This window comes from Shewanella profunda (assembly GCF_023283765.1).
GTDB lineage: Bacteria > Pseudomonadota > Gammaproteobacteria > Enterobacterales > Shewanellaceae > Shewanella > Shewanella profunda.
On sequence record NZ_JAKILG010000016.1, the window covers coordinates 23,183 to 47,651 of the forward strand.

The 24,469-nt window shown below is 45.2% G+C and carries 16 protein-coding genes and 1 pseudogene; 8 read left to right on the top strand and 9 right to left on the bottom strand.

Annotation, left to right across the window (positions count from 1 at the left end):
• Positions 1 to 188: 188 nt before the first annotated feature.
• The 7 genes and pseudogenes from L2744_RS09940 to L2744_RS09970 all read left to right on the top strand — a co-directional run bounded on the left by L2744_RS09940 (position 189) and on the right by L2744_RS09970 (position 9,624).
• On the top strand, positions 189 to 869 hold the full coding sequence (locus L2744_RS09940; protein ID WP_248991765.1) for a TIGR00153 family protein: 681 nt from the start codon (positions 189 to 191) through the stop codon (positions 867 to 869).
• Positions 870 to 894: 25 nt separating this feature from the next.
• On the top strand, positions 895 to 2,184 hold the full coding sequence (locus L2744_RS09945; protein WP_248991766.1) for an inorganic phosphate transporter: 1,290 nt from the start codon (positions 895 to 897) through the stop codon (positions 2,182 to 2,184).
• Between the two features lie 196 nt (positions 2,185 to 2,380).
• The gene (locus tag L2744_RS09950; RefSeq protein ID WP_248991809.1) at positions 2,381 to 2,929 is read left to right on the top strand and encodes a TIGR04211 family SH3 domain-containing protein; all 549 of its coding nucleotides are present in this window, start codon (positions 2,381 to 2,383) and stop codon (positions 2,927 to 2,929) included.
• 257 nt (positions 2,930 to 3,186) lie between these two features.
• Positions 3,187 to 6,381 (top strand): bifunctional proline dehydrogenase/L-glutamate gamma-semialdehyde dehydrogenase PutA, encoded by a 3,195-nt coding sequence (gene putA, locus L2744_RS09955; RefSeq protein ID WP_248991767.1) that lies wholly within the window; start codon positions 3,187 to 3,189, stop codon positions 6,379 to 6,381.
• A 534-nt stretch (positions 6,382 to 6,915) separates the two neighbouring features.
• Positions 6,916 to 7,872 carry a fibrinogen-like YCDxxxxGGGW domain-containing protein gene (locus tag L2744_RS09960; protein ID WP_248991768.1) on the top strand — a complete coding sequence of 319 codons (957 nt, stop codon included), beginning with the start codon at positions 6,916 to 6,918 and terminating at the stop codon, positions 7,870 to 7,872.
• Between the two features lie 191 nt (positions 7,873 to 8,063).
• Positions 8,064 to 8,266: pseudogene (locus L2744_RS09965) on the top strand (hypothetical protein); the annotation flags it as partial.
• A 620-nt stretch (positions 8,267 to 8,886) separates the two neighbouring features.
• The gene (locus tag L2744_RS09970; protein WP_248991769.1) at positions 8,887 to 9,624 is read left to right on the top strand and encodes a DUF599 domain-containing protein; all 738 of its coding nucleotides are present in this window, start codon (positions 8,887 to 8,889) and stop codon (positions 9,622 to 9,624) included.
• Between the two features lie 217 nt (positions 9,625 to 9,841).
• On the opposite strand, the gene cyaB is transcribed toward L2744_RS09970, so the two are convergent.
• The 4 genes from cyaB to L2744_RS09990 all read right to left on the bottom strand — a co-directional run bounded on the left by cyaB (position 9,842) and on the right by L2744_RS09990 (position 15,412).
• Entirely contained in the window at positions 9,842 to 10,435 is a 594-nt protein-coding gene (gene cyaB / locus L2744_RS09975) for a class IV adenylate cyclase (protein WP_248991770.1), read from the bottom strand.
• Positions 10,436 to 10,483: 48 nt separating this feature from the next.
• Positions 10,484 to 12,235, bottom strand: a complete 1,752-nt coding sequence (cydC, locus tag L2744_RS09980) for a heme ABC transporter ATP-binding protein/permease CydC (RefSeq protein ID WP_248991771.1) — start codon at positions 12,233 to 12,235, stop codon at positions 10,484 to 10,486.
• The gene (gene cydD, locus L2744_RS09985) at positions 12,232 to 14,163 is read right to left on the bottom strand and encodes a heme ABC transporter permease/ATP-binding protein CydD (RefSeq protein ID WP_248991772.1); all 1,932 of its coding nucleotides are present in this window, start codon (positions 14,161 to 14,163) and stop codon (positions 12,232 to 12,234) included. Before cydD ends, cydC begins: the two co-directional genes overlap by 4 nt.
• A 202-nt stretch (positions 14,164 to 14,365) precedes the next feature.
• Positions 14,366 to 15,412: a DUF3626 domain-containing protein gene (locus tag L2744_RS09990; RefSeq protein WP_248991773.1), complete on the bottom strand. Its 1,047-nt coding sequence runs from the start codon at positions 15,410 to 15,412 to the stop codon at positions 14,366 to 14,368.
• Between the two features lie 469 nt (positions 15,413 to 15,881).
• Here L2744_RS09990 and L2744_RS09995 point away from each other — a divergent pair, with 469 nt between their 5' ends.
• On the top strand, positions 15,882 to 17,501 hold the full coding sequence (locus L2744_RS09995) for a DEAD/DEAH box helicase (protein WP_248991774.1): 1,620 nt from the start codon (positions 15,882 to 15,884) through the stop codon (positions 17,499 to 17,501).
• Between the two features lie 102 nt (positions 17,502 to 17,603).
• Here L2744_RS09995 and L2744_RS10000 read toward each other — a convergent pair whose 3' ends face one another.
• The 5 genes from L2744_RS10000 to L2744_RS10020 all read right to left on the bottom strand — a co-directional run bounded on the left by L2744_RS10000 (position 17,604) and on the right by L2744_RS10020 (position 24,274).
• On the bottom strand, positions 17,604 to 19,172 hold the full coding sequence (locus L2744_RS10000) for a methyl-accepting chemotaxis protein (protein ID WP_248991775.1): 1,569 nt from the start codon (positions 19,170 to 19,172) through the stop codon (positions 17,604 to 17,606).
• A 286-nt stretch (positions 19,173 to 19,458) separates the two neighbouring features.
• Positions 19,459 to 20,835: an ATP-dependent RNA helicase DbpA gene (gene dbpA, locus L2744_RS10005; RefSeq protein WP_248991810.1), complete on the bottom strand. Its 1,377-nt coding sequence runs from the start codon at positions 20,833 to 20,835 to the stop codon at positions 19,459 to 19,461.
• 356 nt (positions 20,836 to 21,191) lie between these two features.
• Positions 21,192 to 22,079, bottom strand: a complete 888-nt coding sequence (locus L2744_RS10010) for a pirin family protein (RefSeq protein ID WP_248991776.1) — start codon at positions 22,077 to 22,079, stop codon at positions 21,192 to 21,194.
• A gap of 1,435 nt (positions 22,080 to 23,514) precedes the next feature.
• Positions 23,515 to 23,943 (bottom strand): hypothetical protein, encoded by a 429-nt coding sequence (locus tag L2744_RS10015; RefSeq protein ID WP_248991777.1) that lies wholly within the window; start codon positions 23,941 to 23,943, stop codon positions 23,515 to 23,517.
• 127 nt (positions 23,944 to 24,070) lie between these two features.
• Positions 24,071 to 24,274 carry a YheV family putative zinc ribbon protein gene (locus tag L2744_RS10020; protein ID WP_012088350.1) on the bottom strand — a complete coding sequence of 68 codons (204 nt, stop codon included), beginning with the start codon at positions 24,272 to 24,274 and terminating at the stop codon, positions 24,071 to 24,073.
• Between the last annotated feature and the right edge of the window lie 195 nt (positions 24,275 to 24,469).

The following is a 24,469-nucleotide window of genomic DNA, read 5'->3' on the forward strand; positions in this document are numbered from 1 at the left end:
TTTTTGGTTCATAATGTCACAAATGTGTCATAAAAAACCCGTAGGATTTGGTTTTGCAGTTGGTATATAACCCGTTAGAATAAAGCTGTGGTTTTTTCTTAGAAAAACACAGTTTCAATACGCGGACGCATAGGTTAATATGCGCCCGCTTTTTCCAATCATGGAACAATCTAAATAGGTAAACGGCAATGCCAGTAAACTCTATTTTGGGCGTGTTTGCAAAATCGCCAATTAAGCCTCTTCAAGAGCACATGGACAAAGTCTACGATTGCGCATCGTTACTAGTCCCCTTTTTCGAAGCCACTATCACTGGTAACTGGGATAGTGCAGTTCAACTACGCAAGCAAATTAGTTTAGCCGAAAAACAAGCAGATTCACTGAAACGTGAAATCCGCCTTACTCTGCCAAGCGGTTTGTTTATGCCGGTAGAACGTACTGATTTATTGGAACTTTTAACTCAACAAGACAAAATCGCTAATAAAGCAAAAGATATCTCTGGTCGTGTTATCGGCCGTCAACTGTTAATCCCTCAGGTCATACAAGTCCCTTTCATTGCTTATCTACAACGTTGTATCGATGCTGTCGATCTTGCAAAAGAAGTCATCAACGAACTCGAAGATCTATTAGAAACAGGTTTCCGCGGTCGTGAAGTGGATTTAGTGGCAAAAATGATCAACGAACTCGATATCATCGAAGAAGACACTGACGATCTACAAATTCAGTTACGCCGTCAGTTATTTGCCTTGGAATCTGAATTGAATCCTGTCGATGTGATGTTCCTCTACAAAACGATTGAATGGGTCGGTGGTCTTGCGGATCTCGCCGAACGAGTCGGTTCTCGTCTTGAGCTTATGCTGGCTCGCGTTTAACAAATAAGGTTATCAAGGTATCAATATGGTTGATGCAGGTATTGAGGTGGCTAACGTTTTAGTCACCAATGGCCCGTGGCTTATTGCCGTTGCGGCTGCATTTGGTTTTCTGATGGCGTGGGGTATTGGCGCCAACGACGTTGCCAATGCAATGGGAACCTCTGTCGGTTCAAATGCAATCACGATTAAACAAGCGATTATTATCGCGATGATTTTCGAATTCGCTGGCGCTTATTTGGCCGGTGGCGAAGTCACCAGTACGATACGTAACGGAATTATCGATCCTAGCTACTTCACCGACACGCCAGAATTACTGGTTTACGGTATGATAGGTTCGCTGCTTGCAGCAGGTATTTGGTTAGTAGTGGCGTCAGCCTTAGGCTGGCCAGTGTCAACAACTCACTCTATTGTAGGCGCTATTATCGGCTTTGCCGCTGTTGGTGTGAGTAGTGATTCAGTCTCGTGGGATAAAGTAGGTGGGATTGTGGGATCATGGGTCGTTACCCCTGCGATTTCCGGTTTTATCGCTTTTATCCTCTTCCAAAGTACCCAAAAGCTAATTTTTAACACTGATGACCCACTAAGTAATGCAAAACGCTATGTGCCTTTCTATATGGCATTCGCGGGCTTTATCATGGCATTGGTCACTATTTTGAAGGGCTTAAGCCATGTGGGTATCAACCTTAAGGGTGCAGATGCCTATTTATTAGCGGGTGCGGTCGCATTAGCTGTGGGTATTTTCGGTAAAGTGGCTATTTCTCGTTTAAAAATGAGCGATAAAGCCAGCCGCCAGACAATGTACGCCAACGTTGAGAAAGTATTTGCCATTTTAATGGTTGTCACCGCGTGTTGTATGGCTTTTGCCCATGGTTCAAACGATGTGGCAAACGCGATTGGTCCACTAGCGGCCGTCGTTTCTGTCGTTAATAGTGGTGGTGAGATTGCCGCTAAATCTACTTTAGTTTGGTGGATTTTACCCCTTGGTGCCGTGGGGATTGTGATGGGCTTAGCGATATTCGGTAAGCGCGTAATGCAAACTATCGGTAAAAATATCACTCACTTAACCCCGAGCCGAGGTTTTGCCGCAGAGTTAGCGGCAGCTTCAACTGTGGTGATTGCATCGGGTACAGGTTTACCTATTTCAACCACGCAAACCTTAGTCGGCGCTGTCTTAGGCGTTGGTATGGCCCGTGGTATTGCGGCAATTAATCTCGGAGTAGTACGTAATATTGTCGTATCTTGGGTTGTGACTTTACCAGCGGGTGCTGGCCTATCAATCATCTTCTTCTTTATTATTAAAGGCATCTTTAATTAACAAGGTTTAAGGCTTCTACGACTCTCGTGTTGTAGAAAAGCATAAAACAAGCAGGAATGGCTAGCATGGATGCCACAAAGTTGAGGGAAGTCTATGACTTCCCTCTTGCATTGCAGGCCTCAAATCCATAGCATGTGTTCACTATTTCGTTGATGAGAATACAAAAGTGTTAAGACTCCTGACTCTGGTGGGAATGATGTTGCTATCTCCCAACCTGCTGGCCGAAGGCCAATCCCGCTACATCTCGGACAACGTGTTTCTATATATTCTAAATGGTCCTGGGACTGAATTTCGCATTTTAGGCTCTATTGAAGCGGGTCAACCTGTTACCTTTTTAAATGAAACCCAAGGTGATTATTCAAAAGTTATCGATCACAAAGGTCGCGAAGGTTGGGTACAAACCAATTTAATTAGCTCGACTCAAAGTTTCCGCGAGCAAGTGCCTGCATTAACAAATGAATTGGCTAAGGCAAAGGCAGAATTAGCAGAAGTGTTAAATTCAACAGATAACCATGCTGGTGAAGTCGTTGAATTGAAAGCTAAACTGAGTGAACTGGAAAATACCCTGAGCCAAACAGTTAAAGAACGGGATAAGTTAAAAGTCGCCGTTGATCGCAGCGCCCAAGATGAGCGTTTTGAATTATGGCGTCAAGGCGGATTGATTGCGGGCGCAGGGTTAATTGCTGGGATGATTTTGGTCTATATTCCCAGACCACAACGCCGCAATAAAAAGCGTTGGATGTAATTTCTCGAGCTTAAACAGTGTTAATATCGTGCAAAAGCCAGTGTTTTTAGACACTGGCTTTTTTGTCAATTAAGCGTTACATCAACTCAATTTACGCCTCAGTTAAACATTCTTCACATTCTTCCACGCTATAGTGTTGTCCGTCACATTTTGCTTGTATAATCTGCGCGCGCAAACCTTCATATTGTATACAAAATATCAAATGCGTTTAGCGCCTCCCAATTTGTTTCAACAATAGCGCCTCAATAACGGCCAAGATGGAAGCGATAACTATGTTCAAAGCGAGTGAAGTGCTGGCAGGCCGCTACGATTCTGCCAATCTCGACGAACTGTTCAAAGCGATCAGCGACAACTATATTGTCGATGAAGAACAATACTTGTCAGAGCTAATCAAACTAGTGCCCTCCAGTGATGAAGCTATAGAGCGCGTCACTCGTCGAGCCCACGAACTGGTCAATAAGGTTCGTCAATTCGAGAAAAAAGGTTTAATGGTCGGCATTGATGCCTTTCTGCAGCAATACAGCTTAGAAACACAGGAAGGTATTATCCTGATGTGTTTAGCCGAAGCGCTGTTACGTATTCCCGATGCCGCCACCGCAGATGCACTGATTGAAGATAAGCTTTCAGGCGCTAAGTGGGATGAGCATATGAGCAAGAGTGACTCAGTGCTGGTTAACGCATCGACCTGGGGCCTGATGCTCACGGGTAAAATTGTCAGCCTAGATAAAAAACTCGATGGAACCCCAAGCAGCCTACTCAGCCGTTTAGTCAATCGTCTCGGCGAGCCCGTGATCCGCCAAGCCATGATGGCAGCGATGAAGATCATGGGTAAGCAGTTCGTGCTGGGCCGCAACATGAAAGAAGCCCTGAAGAATAGCGAAGACAAGCGCAAGTTAGGTTATACCCATTCCTACGACATGCTGGGCGAAGCGGCATTAACCCGCAAGGATGCCGAGAAATACTATACCGATTACGCTAATGCGATCACTGAGCTCGGTGCCCAAAGCTATAACGAAAATGAATCACCGCGCCCAACAATTTCCATCAAGCTATCGGCACTGCACCCACGTTACGAAGTGGCCAATGAAGATCGTGTTTTAACTGAGTTGTACGACACAGTCATCCGCCTGATCACACTGGCACGCAGTTTAAATATCGGTATTTCTATCGATGCTGAAGAAGTCGATCGCCTCGAGTTGTCACTCAAACTGTTCCAAAAACTGTTTAATGCAGAGGCGACAAAGGGCTGGGGATTACTGGGTATCGTAGTACAAGCCTACTCTAAACGTGCCCTGCCCGTTCTGGTTTGGTTAACGCGTCTGGCGAAAGATCAAGGGGATGAAATCCCAGTGCGTCTGGTTAAAGGTGCCTATTGGGATAGCGAACTTAAGTGGGCGCAACAGGCTGGCGAAGCCGCTTACCCACTCTACACTCGTAAAGCCGGTACCGACGTATCTTACTTAGCCTGCGCCCGTTACTTGTTATCGGATGCGACTCGCGGCGCTATTTACCCACAATTTGCTAGCCACAATGCGCAAACCGTGGCGGCGATTTCAGATATGGCGGGCGATCGTAACCATGAGTTCCAACGCTTACACGGCATGGGACAAGAGCTGTACGATACGATTTTGGCTGAGGCCGGTGCTAAAACGGTACGTATTTATGCGCCCATCGGTGCCCATAAAGATCTACTGCCCTACTTAGTCCGTCGTCTGCTGGAAAATGGCGCTAACACTTCGTTCGTCCACAAACTGGTGGATCCTAAAACCCCCATCGAGTCATTAGTGGTGCATCCGCTAACAACACTGACGGGCTACAAAACCCTGGCTAACAACAAAATCGTTTTACCTGCCGATATTTTCGGTAGCGATCGCAAAAATTCCAAGGGACTCAATATGAACATCATTTCCGAATCTGAGCCATTTTTCGCGGCACTAGAACAGTTTAAAAATACCCAATGGCAAGCGGGTCCTCTGGTTAACGGCAAAACCTTAACCGGTGAGCACAAAACCATAGTTAGTCCATACGACACCACCCAAACCGTAGGTCAAGTTGCCTTCGCCGATGACGCGGCCATAGAGCAAGCGCTAGCCTCTGCCGAAGCGGCATTTACTTCTTGGGCACGCACGCCAGTGGAAACACGGGCTTCTGCGCTACAAAAATTGGCGGATTTATTAGAAGAAAACCGCGAAGAATTGATCGCCCTATGTACCCGTGAAGCGGGCAAGAGCATTCAAGACGGTATCGACGAAGTACGTGAAGCCGTTGATTTCTGCCGTTACTACGCAGTGCAAGCCAAGAAAATGATGGCAAAACCTGAACTGCTTCCTGGCCCAACGGGTGAGCTGAACGAACTGTTCCTCCAAGGCCGCGGCGTATTTGTATGTATCAGCCCATGGAACTTCCCACTGGCTATCTTCTTAGGCCAAGTGTCTGCGGCATTAGCGGCGGGTAACACTGTCATCGCAAAACCTGCGGAGCAAACCTCGATTATTGGTTACCGTGCGGTGCAACTCGCACACCAAGCAGGTATTCCTGTCGAGGTGCTGCAATTCTTACCGGGTACTGGTGCAACTGTCGGCGCAGCAATTACGGCCGATGAACGTATCGGTGGTGTATGCTTTACCGGTTCAACTGGCACAGCAAAATTGATTAACCGCACACTCGCCAACCGCGAAGGTGCGATTATTCCATTAATCGCCGAAACGGGCGGCCAAAATGCCATGGTGGTGGACTCAACCTCTCAACCCGAGCAAGTGGTTAACGATGTGGTTTCATCGTCATTCACCAGCGCAGGCCAACGCTGCTCGGCACTGCGCGTGCTCTTCCTCCAAGAAGATATCGCCGATCGCGTGATCGAAGTCCTGCAAGGCGCCATGGATGAATTAGTGATTGGCAATCCAAGTTCAATCAAAACCGATGTAGGCCCAGTGATAGACGCCACCGCAAAAGCCAACCTAGATGCACATATCGACCATATCAAGCAAGTCGGTAAGCTTATTAAGCAAATGCCGCTGCCCGCTGGCGCTGAAAATGGTCACTTCGTGTCGCCAACAGCGGTTGAAATCGATTCAATTAAAGTGCTGGAGAAAGAACACTTTGGCCCAATCCTGCACGTGATCCGTTATAAAGCGGCGGATCTTGGCAAAGTGATCGATGAGATCAACAGCACAGGCTTTGGTTTAACCTTAGGTATCCACAGCCGTAACGAAGGCCACGCCCTCGAAGTGGCTGATAAAGTGAATGTGGGTAACGTCTACATTAACCGTAACCAAATCGGTGCTGTGGTGGGCGTACAGCCTTTTGGCGGTCAAGGTCTGTCAGGCACTGGCCCTAAAGCCGGTGGCCCACACTACTTAACCCGTTTTGTGACTGAAAAGACCCGCACCAATAACATCACCGCCATTGGTGGTAACGCGACATTGCTGTCACTGGGTGATAGCGAAGAATAAGCTTGCTCCCGTCTTCGACTAAGGCATCCGCTTAAGCTAAGACCATTATGTTAAGTTAAGGCCAGACACTGTCTGGCCTTTTTATTAGCCGAAAATTGACGTATGGAGTTAATGCTCATACCCAAACTTCAATTCGAGAAATGAGCACTGATATCATTCATGACAACAGGATCTCGTGAAGTGTATGAATGCACTAAAACGACCCGCCGAGCTCACACTGTTTTCTTCAACGCCCTGCAATAACTTAGCAGGGGATCGGTGAACTTCCGTGACAGCAGAGTTAACTTCTCACATTGAAAGAGTTATGCATGTCCTATCTCTTGATGCTATCTCTTATTATTGTTTTAAAATGGATGACCGTTTTTTTTGGGTTCCTCATTTAAAAGGCTGTGTGATTCTTGTTGAACTAAACAAGATCTTATCCACAAAAACAGTTACAAGTTTTTACATTTTGATATTTTTTTGATAGATATGTTTTTGCTAGTAAAAATATTTTAAATATTAATTTTAGACTGAGAAATACAAGGAAATGTTATGTATAATGGTATTAATGGAATTTCTGTTCTATTTTTTATGGCATCTTTTAATTGTGTAGCGGATAACTGGACTATTCAGTTTGATGAGTTGTTGGATGGTTCTATAGAAAATCCATCTGAAATACTGTTAGATGCAACTGTTAGAAAAGAGGTATTTGTTGCTGAAGAAGATACAATAACGTCTGGGAGTTACTTATTTGATAAAAAGCTAATTAGCTTTAGTAGGGTTAACGAGTATTCAGTCAGGTATTATTTAGGTACAAAAAAAGAATATGGTTATGTTGGAACTTGGTATGATATTGATGGACGCTCTGGTGACTGGCAACTTTTGAGTGACTCAGGTAACAACATAGTAAAAAGAACTTGTAATGAAATACTGAAAACCGGTAACTCCGTAGGCGATGGATATTATACTATTGATCCTGATGGTGAGGAGGTCGGAGTAGAACCATTCGAAGTATATTGTGATATGACAAATCAAGATGGTGGCTGGACACTATTTGCCTATCATAAAGATAATATTGCATCAAAGAACTCTGTAGAAACAGTATCTCCAGGACAACTCGGTGTAATGGAGAAAATGCGCTGGCAAGCCCTGCTCGCAAGTTCAGAAGAAGGCATTATGACCATTGACCAAGCTGGAAGAAAAGCAATGGTCACATTTAGTACGATGAATAAGACACAAGAGAAAGATAGAATTGAGAGTTTAGCTCCCGATATAGTTAAGGCTCAGTATTTGTGGGTTGCTCAACACCCAACTGCTGGTGTTAACTATGTATCTGCAATTATCATAAATAGTCAAGATACCAGTCAAAATAATACTAATTATAAAATTAACGGTGCTTCTGTTTATAACTCAGGGCATTTGAAGTTTGATGTGTGGGAATATGGTAGTTCCCCATATGGTGGTCACGTATATGGAAGTATTGATTCCTTACAATATTACATAAAGTAGAACTCGAATTAACTGCTGGTAAATTTAATTAAAAGTGTATGTAACGAGGGACGTGGTGTTAACACATCCCTTATAGAAACTGTCCTGATGATCTTTACCAGCAACAGTGGACACTTCACTAGGCACTGTTCTTCGGGTAGTGTTCAAATTTCTGTGTCATTTCTTTGAACTACACCAAAAAGAGATGATTTATGACAACACCTACTTTTGATATTAATGCTGCCATTCAAGCTCTGCGTGAGAATAAATATCTCACTAGCAAATGATGGCATCTTAACCCCTTTGATTAAGCAACTCACTGAGGCTGCGAGGCTGTTCATAATTCTGTGTCAGGTTAATAGAGGCGTTAGCGGCTGAACTTGATGGCCATTTGACTAACACTGATGTGGTTAATGAAAATTTAGAATTTAATAAGCCACCCATTATTAAACTTTCTAGCTGTACAGTCGTAAATAACAAAATTCTAGGTTTATGAATTGGTTATGGTAATTAGGCATTGCCATAAAAGTGATCATTCGCGGCAGTGCTATGGTTTACTGAACCAGCAGATTACGCTGATGCTCGAAAAGCAAACCATGGTGATAGGCGAGACGACCGTCCGCCCCATGGACGGGGCGGTCGAGCATCCACGGACGGACTTGCTGCGTATCGTCGAGTCAGTACCATGGTTGGCTTCACTACTATGTCTGGCATTCTACAAAAATTAGCCATTATTCAGCGAAACAGTATTTAACAAGCCGCCATTCACTGTATGGTTGCGCTTCTAAGTTATGTCTTAAACAATTCCCTTAGCACACTTATTACATTGAACTTTTAAGCCCACTTTCACAACGCCCATTGCTCCCAAACTGAGTCTCACCCAGCGAGAGGCTTCAAAACTAATCAGAACGGCTTCAAGTTGTGAATAGGATGGATTTCAAAGTGATACGAGGGGATTGCGCGCCGCAGATAAAAACCCTCATAATCATACCGTAATTGAGCCTGATGGTTTTTGACTTGCGAATAAAGGTAGCTATGGAATTTTCGTTGTTAGATATTTCTGCATTGGTGTGGTTTATCGTTTCTTGGGCTGGCTATACCGCCTTTGCGCGGCGTAAGGCAAGGAATACCAACTGTATTGCCCGTGGTCTGCATAAGCATAGGATCTATTGGATGCTTGAGGTAATGACCCGCGGTGTGCGTGTGGGCGATGCGGCGCTGCTGGCGAACCTTGAGCGAAATATTGCCTTTTTTGCTTCAACCACGCTATTTGTGCTCGCGGGCGTACTGACCTTATTTGCCCAAGTAGAACGCCTTGAAAGTGTCATTGCGACTATTCCCTTCGCGGCGCCGCCCAATCATGCGCTAGTGCAAGTTAAACTGGCCCTGCTCGTGGGGATCTTTGTGATGGCCTTCTTTCAATTTACTTGGTCAATGCGCCAATATGGCTTTGTGAATGTGATGATAGGCGCAGGCCCATTGGACGCTGATGGCTCGAACGAAAATCTTAGGGGCTATGCAAGACAAATGGCCACTGTGCAAGATCAGGCCGCTCATTCCTATAACTATGGTTTACGTGCCTATTACTTTTCCATGGCGGTGCTTTGCTGGTTTGTCCACCCGATACTCTTTATCTCGGCCAGCTTATTTGTCGTCGCAACCTTATATCGCCGCGAGTTTAAGTCTCGGGCAGTGATGGCAATTACAGCAGCAAAGGGCCATTTAGGTACTGAGTACGAAACCCGCGAAGCCAAACGTCATCAACACAGCTAATCCACTCAATCAAAATCACAGCTCTACGGGTTTAGCGCTGTGGTTTTATGCTTGTCTTACACTCTTTCCTATTTCAATCAAACACATGGGAGTATTGAAATAGGACAAATACGCTAGTGTTATATTGATATGCGCAGGCTATACGGAGTAAATCCAAAAAGACGGAGTAAATCCAAAGCGATTTGCTTTTATCCTCGCCCCATTCTTAGCTAGGCACTCAAGGCGTCGTTAAGTTAAGCGCTTGTTTTAGCTCGCGGTAAGATAAAAACTCTCGCTGTGCTTCACTCAGGCCTAAATCTTCAGCGAGTTGCAATAACTTAACTTCATACATGGCTAATAAGGATTCATCATTGGTCATAATTGCCAACTCAGCAAAATCCCCTAGACCTTCAAGATGGTCGACTGTCAGGTGAAACTCACCGAGAAAATAAATACTGCGGCGCTTTTTAATTTCGAGCACACACTCATAGCCTAAGGTATGCAACATACTCTTGGCTTTAGTCGCATCGCTGATATTCACGGCTTCGCAGCGGTCTTTTTCTGGCCCTTTCACTATCCACAGCATTATCCCCGATGGCTGCATTTCGCGAATACATAAACTCTTATATTCAGCATTAAGTACGCAAGATGGTAGGTCAAAATAACAGTCATGTTCGAGGTTATTCTCAAGCATAACTTCCGGCTCTTTTGCCTTAAGTGATCTAAAAAAGGCATCAGGATCGGGTAAACGATATTTAAGTTCAACCTCAAATTTACCGTTAAAATGGGCGTTGATTTGAGGTACTAAGGCTTCTGGCATAATTGAACTCATAGAGTAAATATCATTAGGGTTAACACAACCCGATGTGGTGCTAATCGGTTAACTGAGCCGTTGATAAAGCGCCTGATAATCTTTGCAGTCATCAAGTAAGCTTTGGTGAGTCCCAGAGGCCACAATCTTACCCTGCGCCAGCAGATGAATTTGATCCATCTTCGCCATCGCAGTCAAGCGATGGCTAATCATAAGTAAGGTTTTATCCTTAGCAAATTCAAATAGTAAACTTAAAATTTCCCGCTCGGTACGCTTATCGAGCCCTTCCGTTGGCTCATCAAGTAATAACAGTGGCGCATCACGCAGCAGCGCCCTAGCAACACCAATACGGCGCTGCTCTCCACCGGAAAGCTGGCGCCCACCTTCACCAATCCACATATCCAGCGGCTTATCACCCGTCAGTAAGGCGCCAAGTCCGACGCGCTGTAATACCTCAATCAAGCGGGCATCGTGGGTGGTGCGCTTTTCACCTTCTATAAAAGGTAAGGCGAGCACTAGGTTTTCCCTCAGCGTACCCGCAAACAGATAGATCCGCTGACTGACGACGGTTATCGCATCCCTAAGGCCGCGCTCGCTATATGCCGATAGCTGATGCCCATCGAGATGAATTTGTCCTTGTTGTGCTTGCCATTCACGGGTAATCAGCGCAAATAGGCTCGATTTACCGCAACCCGTAGCCCCCAATAGCGCCACTTTTTGACCCGCTTTTATCTCAAGGGACAAACCTTGTAACACGCTTTGGCCCTCCCTATAGCCAAAATGAATATCTTCAATCTGCAATGCGCCCAAACTCGCCCTAAGACCGGTATCGGCAACAAATTGAATATCAGCCTCTTGTTCGGTGATTTCATTAATCCGCGTTGCGGCAAGTACACAACCAGATAGATGTTGGAAGGCACCCGCAATCGGCATCATCATCTCGACGCAGGCCATGGTCGCAAACACCATAAGTGCAAACATGGGCCCCGGCGGCACAGCATCGCCCACACCCTTTGCGGCCAAGTACAGCATCATAATCAGCGCTGAACCTGTAGCTAAGATCAACATGGCCTGACTAAGCGCCGTGATATTGGCCATAGTGCTTTGGCTTTTAAACAGACTGGCCTCTGCCTCGTTTAGTTTTTGCCTAAATCTGTCATTGGCACCAAACAGGCTGAGTTCTGCTTGGCCTTGCAACATATCCAGTAACTGCACCCGATAATGACGCTTAGTCTCGAGCATAGTCCGGCTCGGTTTATGTCCCAGTCGGTAAAACAGCAAGGGCATTACCAACCAAACGACAACCAAGAATAAACATAAACTCATGGCGAGTTTGGCATCGAACCAAGCTAAGAATAGATACAAGAGCCCCGTCATCAACAATGACGCCGCCATGGGAGTGAGGAGTCGCAGGTATAAGTGATCGAGGGTATCGATATCGGCAACTAAGCGGTTAAGCATGTCACCACGGCGAAGCCCCTGTAAATTCTTAGCGCTTAGGGGCAACAGTTTGCGCCACGCCCAAACCCGAAGCTCAGTTAGTAACTTAAAGGTTGCCTCATGGGTCGCTAGACGCTCACCATAGCGACTCGCTGTGCGAGCAATAGAAAGGAAACGTACCCCACCAGCAGGGGTAAAAAAGTTGAATGCTTGGGATGTTACTATCGTCAAACCTGCCACTGCGGTGGCCGAGAGGAACCAACCAGAGAGTGACAATAACCCAATGCCAGCCATTAACGTGATCAGCGTTAGCAGCAAGCCTACGGACATCATTAACCATTGGCGCGAGAACAGACGAATAAAAGGGATCAGCACTTTCATTGGTCATCTCCTTTAGCCGCGCCTGTGGTGCCATCGAGTGAAGCTCCCTTCGGGATGATGGTGCCTAAAGGAGCAAGCTCGACATCCGCGATAGACTCCAGATTCTCACGCAACATAGTCCGGAATAACCCATCATTTTTAGATAAGGTTGCAAAATCTCCCTGCTGCACAATTAAGCCTTTATCCAGCACAAGAATGGTATTCATTTGATCTAGTTGATCTAATCTGTGAGTCACCATAATACACATCTTACCCACCATCGCCTTATCAAGGGCTGAGCTCACTAGCTGCTCACTCTGGCTATCTAAACTTGCGGTCGGTTCATCGAGTATAAATAAACTTGCCTTCTGCCCTAACGCTCTTGCTAAGGCGAGCCGCTGAGCCTGCCCAACGGATAAACCGGAAGATTGCTCTCCAATGGGGGAATCTAAACCTAAGGTTTGTGCCTTAACATATTCAGCGATATTCGCCTTAGCTAACAAATTCCAAATCTGCTCATCGGTCATTGAAGAATCGGCCAATGCCACGTTGTCGCGCACAGTACCATGAAATAACTGCGGCTCCTGCCCGAGCCAAGCTAAATGCTGTCGCAGACTCGCTAAGTCGATTGCAGATAACTCGTATCCATTAATCAGCAAATGCCCCTTATAGGGCAAAAAACCCAGTAAGGCATTGAGTAAACTGGTTTTACCTGCCCCGCTTGGCCCAACTAAAGCTAAGCGGTCATTGGCTTTTAGCTCAAAACTCACAGGGCCTAATAATCGCGTGCCATCAATACTAAAGACTTCAAGATTGTCACCCTTAACAGTATCGATACCCTTTAAACTCATCTTGCCTGTGGTCTCAGATTCTGGATGTTCAAGTAACGTTATTAAGGCTTCGGCAGCACCAATGGCCTGCGCCTTAGCATGGTAATGGGTGCCCATATCCCGCAGCGGTTGATAAAACTCGGGGGCTAAGATCAGAATAAACAAACCCGTAAAAAGACTAAAAGGAATACCTCCTAGCTCAGAGCTCGCATCGGTGCTGATATTGGCGTGCGCACCGTAGTAGCCAAAATCTAAGTGACCTAAATAACTAAAACCAAAGTAAACCGCTAATACCGCAATCGATACCGCTGCAAAAAACTCTAATACCGCCGAGCTTAAAAAAGCCATGCGCAGTACCGACATAGTGCGGCTGCGAAACTCCTCTGACGCTTTAGCGATCACCTTAAGTTCCGCATCGCCACGGTGGAATAGTTTCAAGGTGCTTAAACCTTTTAATCTATCCATAAAATGGCCACTTAGTCTGGCTAATGCATTGAAGTTTTTGCGATTAGCATCGGCAGCACCCATACCCACTAAAATCATAAATAACGGAATTAAAGGTGCGGTTAATAGCAGGATTAATCCAGCCGCCCAGTTAATCGGGAAAACAGCTGCAAGGATCAGAATAGGGATAAAACCCGCTAAGGTAATTTGTGGTAAATATCTGGCATAAAAGTCTTGTAAATCTTCAACTTGCTCTAAGACTATACTGGCCCAACTCCCCGCAGGTTTACCTTTAATAAATGCAGGGCCAAGCTTAGTGAGTTTATCTAAAACTTGAGTGCGGATATGGCTTCGTAAACGCTTGCCCGCCTCAAAACTTGCCCGCTCACGACCATAGGCAAGCAATGATCGCAGCAAGATTAAGCCAATCAAGGCTATAAAATGGGGGATGTAACTGCTGGCATTAATGGCAACGGACGGTGCTGTATCCGCAAGGGGGAGAAGCTTATTACCGATAATCACGCCATCGAGAATAGTGGCAATAATAAAAGCCTGAGCCACCATAGCAATAGCGCTTAACATCCCAAGCCATACTGATAATTTGAGAAACAAGCCACAGGCTTTTTTTTGCGACTTAAGCCAGACTATAAGCGATTTCTCTAAGGACTTATCCATGGTGCTCCAACAAGATAACGATTAAGCGATTTACGTAGGACATTCGCTAAATTAGCAACTCGGTTTAAGACACTTGCAAGACACTAAAAGTTGCGATAGGGACGCAGTATCGCAGGCATCCGCAATAGATGAAACCCTGTAGGAGGCTTTTGTTAACCGATTCACAAAAACGAGATAATTTAGCGATTTAGAAACTAAGCCATTATTGTGCGGCGCCATATTTAACTAACACGTGCCAAAGCAGTTTGAGTTCATGGGCGACCAGAGCGCGATTTCCGCGTTCACGCCAATGTTGGGGGAAATGATATAAATCCCTTGCTGCGACGCCAATAGCGTGGGCATTAACCCTGTCTTCTATGGCGATACGCCGAGCGAGTGATGGCATGGTAGGGCCACGAAAATCACTTGGGATTTGCTCCGTATGTAAGCTAAAACCTTGGTGATATTGCAGTTCAATATCATACCTATCACACATTTTACTCAAAGTGTCGCCAATATCAGATCCCTTAAAACTCGGATCAGCCACCAACATGGCAATATCCTCATCGAGTGATACATCACCGTGGATCTGCGCTTCAATATAATGATCGAGGTTACTTGATAGTGGTCGTTCAAAACGTGACATCAAAGAAGCATTGAGTTGATGCCCCAAATAATGGATCACATTCAGCGGCTTGAAGTCAGATTTCCCTAAGGCATAGTGACGCTCAAAACTTTCCGTTAATAGCGCCGCTAAAATATCCTCAAAACAACCTAAAGTTCCCTTCTCCTTTGGATTTCGATATGAGTCAAGATAGGAAAAAGTGGCCCGAGACATCACCTCTGCATGGGTCAGTAAATAACAACTACCAAAACGGGGAGCGGGACCATCCTGCCACATACTTAAATCTAAGGCGCCATATTTAGGTCGGGATTTTGTCCCTTTATACACATTGCCAAAGAGTTGGTTTTCCCAGTGATCCCTTGGACCACCTAATTCAGGGGATAACTGACCATTAGAAATATGGGTTTCAAACTGGCTGCGATATTGACCATCACGTAGCAAACCTTCTGCTACCGTCATACCACGACTATCGATTCTATCGGGATGAAAATGTAGCGCGATACGGCCACAACTCACTAATTGCTTGAGTGCTAGCTGCATCTCATGCGTAGGAATATTGGACATCTGCTGCACGTTTTTAATGACGGCAACGGCCTGTTCACTTCGCCCTCGTGCAAGGCGTTCAATATGCTGTATTGCTGTCATAATCCACCTTTAATGAGGCGCATAGTCAACTCGAGGAAATCTCATCCTAAAAGTAAAATGGATTGGCAATCAAGGAACATAGCCCAAAGCCCAGCCTCACCTTAGGAAATATCCACTTATTTCAACCTAGATATAAAATCACGGCAACCTGTTGCGGATATTTGTTAATTCTACTCCAAAACCAACTACTTAAAACCAATCAAATTAACATAAGCGTGATCTTTCACTAAATACTGAACAAGACACTGACAGGACTATAGATTCGCTAACTATCCATAAATGGGAATAGAGCCTATGGCAAGTAGCAACACACTTTAACTGCTATCTTTTATACATCTAAGCCATATTACATGGGGACTTGGCTTTATTCGATGGCACTTAAGGGCTTGATCCTGTAAGCTGCACGCCCGCCAGCGAACCTGGCCATTGACCATAAATGCAGCAAAGTGTTGCCACAAGAGACCTATCTATGAGTTTTACCTCCCTGGGCTTATCGGCCCCGATACTTAAAGCCGTCGCCGAACAAGGTTACGACACTCCTTCGCCAATCCAAGCGCAAGCTATTCCCGCTGTGCTCCAAGGCCAAGATGTGATGGCGGCAGCCCAAACAGGAACAGGTAAAACGGCAGGTTTCACCCTTCCTTTGTTAGAGTTACTCAGCAAAGGTCAAAAAGCCCAAGCAGGACAAGTTCGCACCTTAGTATTAACACCCACACGTGAACTTGCGGCACAGGTTGCTGAAAGTGTAGAAACCTATGGAAAATACTTACCGCTACGCTCTGCAGTCGTCTTTGGTGGCGTCCCCATCAATCCACAAATCGCAAAATTACGCCACGGTGTCGATGTATTAGTCGCGACACCCGGTCGATTAATGGATCTATACAATCAAAAAGCGGTGAAATTTAATCAACTTGAAATACTCGTATTAGATGAAGCCGATCGCATGCTCGATATGGGCTTTATCCGAGATATCCGAAAAATCCTCGCCATATTACCTAAGCAACGCCAAAATCTGATGTTTTCGGCAACGTTCTCGGATGAAATTCGCGAGTTAGCCAAAGGCTTAGTGAACAATCCAGTCGAAATTTCGGTGACACCGCGCAATGCTGCAGCGACCACAGTCAAACAGTGGGTTTGCCCTGTTGATAAAGGTCAAAAGTCGGCACTACTCACCCAACTTATTAAGCAACACGACTGGCAACAAGTATTAGTGTTTTCACGCACTAAACACGGCGCCAACCGTTTAGCTAAAAACCTTGAAGAAGCAGGTATTAAAGCTGCGGCAATTCACGGTAATAAAAGTCAAACTGCACGTACTAAAGCTTTGGCAGATTTTAAAAATGGTCAAGTGCGCGTACTAGTAGCAACCGATATTGCGGCCCGCGGCTTAGATATTGACCAGTTACCACAGGTCGTTAACTTCGACTTACCCAACGTGCCTGAAGATTATGTCCATCGTATTGGTCGCACTGGTCGCGCGGGTGCTTCTGGCCAAGCAGTATCTTTGGTCAGCAGTGAAGAAATCAAGTTACTCAATGATATTGAACGCCTTATCAACCGCATACTCGACCGTGAAGTCGTTGAAGGCTTTAGCCCTGTGCACCCGCTGCCTGAATCACGCTTAAACTCGAGTGGCAAAAATAACACAGTAAAAACGATTCCAAGCCGGCGTAATCACCCCAGCGCAGGTCAGCCAGCACCGAGAGCGGGTTCAGGACGTGATGGCTATAAGGCTGAGGACAAAAAAGAAGGTGCACAGCGCCAACAACATACAGCATCGCCCAAAAGTAACGAGCATAAAGATGGTCAACGCAGCGGTGATGTCGCCCGTGGTCACAAGCCAAACGACAAGAATCCAAGACACAGCGGTGAAGTCAGTAGCGCGCCCCGCGGCGATGCTAAACCTCGTCCACCACGTTCAAACGATGGCCGTGCGAATAGCACTGGCGCCAATCGCCCAAGTGAAGGCCGTTCAGGCTCTGGCGAAAATCGTGGCCAATCGGGTGACAATCCTTACGCCAATGGCCCAAAGAAAAACACCCGTCGCCCAAATAACGGTGCAAGTCGTCCAAGAAACACCCAAGATTAGTCCGTCTTTAACAAGAAAAATGACTTAGTATCAAGCTCAAAAAAACGCCCAAATCCACGCGAATTTGGGCGTTTGCATTTTTACAATCCTTGCTTATTTATGTCATACCTTACGGAAGCGCTCTACCAGCTCGTGCAATTGTTCCGATGTCATTTGTAGATTTTTGCCACTTTCGCTGACCTCTGTGCCTTGCTCTAATGAAGTACTTGCAAGCTCTGAAATAATCACAATTTGTTGATTAATATCTTCTGCAACATGGGCTTGCTCTTCCACCGCTGCGGCCATTTGTGTAGCCATAGTCGCAATACTGCTAACGGCAACACTAATACCCTCTAATGCCTTTTCAGCCAATCCCACTTGAGCAACACCGAGTTCAGTATCTTTACATCCATTTTCAGCAACCAATACCGAAGCTTTAGCTTTGGTCGAAAGAATTTGAGTAATATCGTAAATCTCTTTAGTTGATGCGGTTGTTCGCGACGCAAGCAGCCTCACTTCATCGGCGACCACCGCAAAACCTCGACCTTGATCACCCGCTCTCGCCGCCTCAATCGCGGCGTTAAGGGCAAGCAAGTTAGTTTGCTCGGCAATTTGTTCGATCAATTGCGCCGCATCCACAATTTTATTGGTTTGATCGGCTAAATCAGCCACAGACTGACTAATATCGTTTACGGTTTTTTGTAGCTGCTGCATCGCACTGCGTGTTTGCCCCGCCACAACAGAACCTGAATGGGCAAGCGCATCAGCATCACCGGCTTTGGTTGCAGTATCCTGCACATGTGAAGATACTTCGGCGATAGTCGTCGTCATCTGATTCATTGCGGTAGCGACTTGCTCGGTTTGTATTTGCTGCTTACGAATGCAGTCCGCCGCATCGACAGATAAATGCATCACTTGATCTGATTGTAGTGCCACTTTAGTCGAGGCATCTTCGATCCGAGTTAACACTGTATTTAAATGGGCTGACTCAGCTAATACTGCAACCTCAAGCTGCCCCAAAACTCCCTGATGCTTCGCATAAGAAGCTACGGCAAGGGGATCGGTAAAGGGCGTTGGCAGTAATTGCACTAGATGAGTGAGTGTGTTTTTTAAACGATATACTCCCAAGCCATAGCTGATCAATGCTGTGATAAGAAAACCAATAGCGGCTTCAACAGGGCCTAAGCGCCACCATAATAGCGATGAAATAATAATGGCGATCAAAGGTAAGCTAACCCAACGAAGATGAGTTATTAACTCTGAAAGGATACTTTGAGGATTTTTCCCCGCATTAATAGCCCTGTATAAGCTCTCAGCATGGGCTATCTGCTCACGGCTTGGTACGGAGCGAACAGACTCATATCCCACTACCTGTCCATGTTCTGTCACTGGGGTAACATAGGCATTAACCCAATAATAATCCCCATTCTTACAACGGTTTTTTACCAATCCCATCCAAGATTTACCCTGCAATAAATAGCTCCACATCGTTTTAAATGCCGCTTCAGGCATATCCGGATGCCGGACAATATTATGGGGATTCCCAACTAACTCTTCTCGGCTAAAGCCGCTAATGGAGACAAAAGCATCATTACAATGCAGGATGGTGCCTTTAGTATCGGTAGATGAAATAAGCTGTTGTTCCTTCGGAAATTTCCTTTCATTTTCAGTAATAGGCAAATTTTTACGCATTTGTGACACTCTCCTTAGTGAACAACAGCAGAGATTACATCAATCAAATTTTGATTAAATTGAGAATACTAATAAAAATTTAGCAGCTAAATCATGTTTAGGCAGGGTATAAAAGATTAATTTTAAAAATAAAGATGAGTAAAGGCACAAACTGAGAATGGTTATTATCTAAATTTAGATCTAGGCGATGACTTGATATAAAAAATGAAATTGAGCCCCAAAGCTCAATTTCATTTAGTGATTCATCAACAATAGCGGATTAACAAAACCTCACAGCAAACCAAGCTTATTTCATTGGCCAAGCGCGGTAAGATTTACCTTTGATGCGGCCGCCAGTAATTTTGTTCAGCGCTTTCTTGGCAACCTTACGATTAACGGCCACATAGGCGCGGTAATCGGTCACTTGGATTTTACCCACCTGTGAGCCTTCGATACCGTTTTCGCCCGTCAGCGCGCCTAAGATATCCCCTGGACGCAGCTTTTCCTTCTTACCGCCATCGATCTGCAAAGTGATCATGGTTGGGGCTGCAGGCGTGCTACCGAGCAGGCTTTCAGAGGGCAGTGATTCGCTGGTAATTTCGCGCTCTAAGTACTCTTCTAACAAGGCAATCTTGTAACCGTCTTGGTCGTTATAGAAGGTATAAGCGGCGCCTTTACTGCCCGCACGGCCAGTACGACCGATACGGTGAATGTGGACTTCGGTGTCATAGGCGACGTGATAGTTAAACACGGCATCCAGCGCATCGATATCTAAACCACGGGCGGCAACGTCGGTCGCCACTAATACACAGGCACTCTTGTTGGCAAATTGCAGCAGGGTTTCGTCCCTATCTCTTTGCTCTAAATCGCCGTGCAGGGCCAATACGCTAAAACCTAAACCTTCGAGCTCATCGGCCACTTTTTGGGTTTCGCGTTTAGTGTTACAGAACACCACTGCGCTTTCAGGTTTATGTTCTAACAACAATAATTGCAGCGCTTGCATGCGCGCCTTGTCATCATCTAAGTGATAAAAATGCTGGGCGATGCTCAAGCTGTCGTGATGACCTTCCACTTTAACCATGCTTGGGTCATACATGATTTGCTTAGCAATCGATTGAATTTGCTCAGGGAACGTCGCGCTGAATAGCAGCGTCTGGCGCTCACGCGGGGCTTGTTCGATAATCGCATCGAGGGCGGGTTGGAAGCCCATTTCTAACATGCGATCGGCTTCATCGAGCACTAACATGTTGAGATTGCTTAAATCTAAGCGATTGCGATCTAAGTGATCGACGATACGACCCGGCGTTCCCACGATAATGTGCGCGCCGTGTTCCAGCGAGCCAACCTGTGGCCCCATAGGCACACCGCCGCAAAGTGTCAGCACTTTAACGTTATGAATACCACGGGCAAGAGTACGGATCTCCTGTGCCACTTGGTCGGCCAACTCGCGGGTTGGACATAACACTAAGGTTTGAATACGAAAGCGTTTAACGTCTAACTTGTTCAGTAATCCTAAGCCGAAGGCGGCCGTTTTACCCGAGCCAGTTTTACCCTGACCTATCACATCCTGCCCCGCTAAGATGGGTGGCAAACTTTGCGCCTGAATTGGCGTCATCTCGTTGTAGCCCATAGAAGAAAGGTTCTCAAGCAGTTCGGGTTTTAGCTTAAGAGTCGAAAAAGCCATTGATGGATTAGGCTTAGTATCAGAGTTGCTCAAGGTGAATATCCTGTGGTGGGTAACGAAGCGGCTGCTAGGTTACTGAAATTGCGTTACTTATCGATTAAACTGGTCTATCAAGATTCAGGTTAGTTTTAGGCTAGATTGAGTTTAGAAAAAAGCTCTAGGCTCGCTCAACCCAAAAGCTCGGCTATTGTAGCAACAAAGTACGGCTTTTGCCTTAAGTCCTTAAGCAATAGACATAGCAGGCGTGAACAGCAACAAAAAGCCCTGCAGGAATACAGGGCTTAGGCTTAGGCTTAGACTTAGATTTAGGTTTGGGTTTGGGTTTAGAATTAGCTCAGTGCGGCAGATTTAGCAGATCAAGCGATTTGGCCGAAACGCCCTGCTTGATAGTCGCGGATCGCCTGCTGAATTTCTGCTTGGGTGTTCATCACAAAGGGACCCATCTGAACGATTTTTTCACGGATAGGTTTACCCGCAAACAGTAACATCCCCGCGCCGCGATCATCGGCCTTAAGCTTAAGCACACTTTGGCTATCGAGCACTAAAAACTCGCCCTCATGATGTTGATTTGAAGCAGATGACCGGTGTGAATCCTCACCCTTACTCGAATCGCTTTTATATAAGTCACCTTGGTACAAGTACAAGGCGACAAACTCGTGTTGAGACAAATCAAGCGTGGTCTCAGCATTTGGCGCTAGGCTCAAATCAGCAATGGCTGCTTCGCCCGCTAATCCTTGGATGGTCGCACTAATAAGCGGTTGATCTTTAAAACCCCAATCACCTGCTAAAGCTTTCAAGGTTGCGCCAGTATCATTTGTCGCTTCAACACTCGCACTACCCGCAGTATCTTGATACTTCGCAGGGCGCAGCTTGTCTTTGGCGGGCATGTTGACCCAAATTTGGAACCCATGCAGACCATCAACCGCATCGGCCAGCGGCATTTCAGAATGCACTACTCCGAACCCGGTACTCATCCACTGCACATCACCCGCACGAATCGCCTTTACATTACCCATTTGGTCACGGTGCTCAAAACCGCCCTTGCGAATATAAGTGAACGTCTCCATCCCGCGATGGGGATGTGCGGGAAAGCCGCCAATAAAGTCTTGTTCATCATCGGATTTTATTTCATCGATCATCAAGAAAGGATCAAATTTCGTCGTCACAAAATCGGCGACACGGCGAATATTGACCCCATCGCCATCCATCGAGGCTTGGGCAGAAAACTGACTTAATACTTTCATTGCTGCTCTCCTATCGGTTGAGTAAAGCGATGCGTGAAACGCCAAAATCATGTGGCTAACACAAGACGCAAACGCTTTGCTGATGGAGGCAGAATAACAAGGAAATTTACAAAAGAATAACGCGAAATCACGGCCTAAACATTCGAAAAAATAGAAGGGTAGGTTGCTGATATCCACTCACACGGGCTTGCCATGGCATTTGCTCGTCGACTCGGTGAATAGAAACCTAGGGTTTCTGAGCTTATGAACGAGAGCCATGGACGGCGAACTGGCAGTTAAACAGGGATGTTGTTCAAGTCCGTCCTTGGATGCTCGACCGCCTCGTCCATGGGGCGGACGGTCGTCTCGCTAATCACCATGGCTCACCTTTTTGGCATTAGCGTAACCTGTAGATTTAAAAGCCTTACGCTGCACGCTTTTGGACAATAACGTGTTAGGTCATCACCTATTACTGGTTAAATTTGAATAAAAAATTCTATGCGGTAACGCCGCCATGCACTCCTTTTGTGGTCAAAAATAGTGGTTCGTTTATTGTCTGCTGGTGGTTCTTGATGGTTTACCTTATTGCTATTTAGCATACATGATTGACTTGAAGAACTGGCTGAAGCGTATAAACAATGGACCTGCGAGATCAAACTTGCGGCACTTGGAGATAGAGGCTTAGTGGTGTTAGAAAGGAGAGCCTAAGTGTTTATATCTTAGGCTTGAACAGATTATATAATGCTTGCTTTACACTTACTAATACAGAAAGTAATAGACCTAAAAAGATTTTATAAAATGAATGAATTATTATAACTAGATATATTAATTGCTACTTATACTTTAATTGACAAATTAAACCTTGACTTTATCTATTCGTATAAATAAATAAACAAGTAAAAATATTGGCAATACTATTAATGAGGTATTTATAAAGTTGCTAGATATTTTATTCATGAATAATATCTTATATGTGGCAGTATACATGAAAGATAAAAATGCCACCAAGCGATAATTACCTGAGAAATCAAATGACTCTCTACAGTGATAACACTTTGCCTCTTTACTAATAACCAGCTTATATAATGAAATGTTCTTCTTGCAATACGGGCAATGTTTTAATATTTGCATAAACTAGACCTCGACAGCGGCTAACTTCAGCCTACTCTAGCAGACTGAAGTTAATACTAAAAACTTTTAGTTTTCATTTCTATGAAAATTTGGATCACCTGGAAAGGTAATACCACCTCTGCCACCTAAGCCAATTGTGCCACTTGCAAAGAAATCCGGCTGCAAAGAAATCCGGCCACCCAAGTTAAAACAACATAATACACTTAGGCTTGCCTTTAAGTAACGGAAAATCACTTAGTAGCAAAAAGACTGACAAGGTGGGGTTCAAATGGATAATGATGGGCTAAATTGTGCGATTTAACCTGGGTGTCTCAATTTTATTATTTTATTCACATTTACTACCTTTATCCCTGATGACATAAGCAGCAAAATTATTTCCATCTTCACCAGCAATCTTTACTTGTTCAAATCTTCCAGATAGCACATCGAACCAAAAGCATCGGATGTATTTATTTTGGTGACTTTCAGAGATCATACGAACTTTTTGGTTTATGTCCGGATCTTCCAAAAGTAACTCAGCAAAAATAAACGACGCTTGAGCTTTATATGAATCTGGATTTTCGGCGCTTAGTAAATCTAAGACGGTTTGCTTGTAGCGTTGTTTGTTGTTGATAAATAGCTCAGTAGCACCATCATCCAAACCAGAACCAAGAGAGTGCATTTTATACAACATATAAACTTGAGTTCTGCCACTAAAATAGACTATCAGGATGATGCCAACTATTAACACAACTAATGAGATAAATATCTTCACAGATGCCTCCTTGCCACAACGCCGCCAATATGGGTAGTGCGAGCTGGCGCAAAATTTGTTTCAAATTTAATAAGACATAGGACAGGCGTCCTCAGCCAAAGCGATCCAATTGAATTGAATCTTCAACCTAGTCTGGTTTAAACACGCCGATCACAGCACCTGTGGCTTTTTCAGTGACCTTTTCATCGGTTTGCTGTTCACGATAGTCACACTCTGTGCATTCAACGGTTTCGATGCCGTTTTCCTTGTAGAGTAAAATGCTGTCTTTAGCGCTGCATTTGGGGCACTTAGCACCGGCTACGAAACGCTTTTTGATTTTAGTGTTTGTCATAATAGATTAAGGACCAGATAGCAGGGCCAAGGGACTCGGCCGAAGAAATTGGCGCTATTTTGCCACACTGATGGTTGAATACCAGCGTTACCTGAAAGGATGAGGCCTTAGGTCGATGTGGTGCGATTCGCTAAAGATCATCCTGAAAAGTCGAATAATTGTCCTAGTTATCGGGGAAGGCTGTGGTTTGAAACT

Coding starts and splice junctions, on each gene's coding strand:
- L2744_RS10000 (WP_248991775.1), bottom strand. CDS start 19,172: ATGCGTAAAAATTTGCCTATTACTGAAAATGAAAGGAAATTTCCGAAG.
- cydD (WP_248991772.1), bottom strand. CDS start 14,163: ATGGATAAGTCCTTAGAGAAATCGCTTATAGTCTGGCTTAAGTCGCAA.
- dbpA (WP_248991810.1), bottom strand. CDS start 20,835: ATGGCTTTTTCGACTCTTAAGCTAAAACCCGAACTGCTTGAGAACCTT.
- putA (WP_248991767.1), top strand. CDS start 3,187: ATGGAAGCGATAACTATGTTCAAAGCGAGTGAAGTGCTGGCAGGCCGC.
- L2744_RS10010 (WP_248991776.1), bottom strand. CDS start 22,079: ATGAAAGTATTAAGTCAGTTTTCTGCCCAAGCCTCGATGGATGGCGAT.
- L2744_RS09950 (WP_248991809.1), top strand. CDS start 2,381: ATGTTGCTATCTCCCAACCTGCTGGCCGAAGGCCAATCCCGCTACATC.
- L2744_RS09940 (WP_248991765.1), top strand. CDS start 189: ATGCCAGTAAACTCTATTTTGGGCGTGTTTGCAAAATCGCCAATTAAG.
- L2744_RS09995 (WP_248991774.1), top strand. CDS start 15,882: ATGAGTTTTACCTCCCTGGGCTTATCGGCCCCGATACTTAAAGCCGTC.
- L2744_RS09945 (WP_248991766.1), top strand. CDS start 895: ATGGTTGATGCAGGTATTGAGGTGGCTAACGTTTTAGTCACCAATGGC.
- cyaB (WP_248991770.1), bottom strand. CDS start 10,435: ATGAGTTCAATTATGCCAGAAGCCTTAGTACCTCAAATCAACGCCCAT.
- L2744_RS09960 (WP_248991768.1), top strand. CDS start 6,916: ATGTATAATGGTATTAATGGAATTTCTGTTCTATTTTTTATGGCATCT.
- L2744_RS09990 (WP_248991773.1), bottom strand. CDS start 15,412: ATGACAGCAATACAGCATATTGAACGCCTTGCACGAGGGCGAAGTGAA.
- cydC (WP_248991771.1), bottom strand. CDS start 12,235: ATGAAAGTGCTGATCCCTTTTATTCGTCTGTTCTCGCGCCAATGGTTA.
- L2744_RS09970 (WP_248991769.1), top strand. CDS start 8,887: ATGGAATTTTCGTTGTTAGATATTTCTGCATTGGTGTGGTTTATCGTT.
- L2744_RS10020 (WP_012088350.1), bottom strand. CDS start 24,274: ATGACAAACACTAAAATCAAAAAGCGTTTCGTAGCCGGTGCTAAGTGC.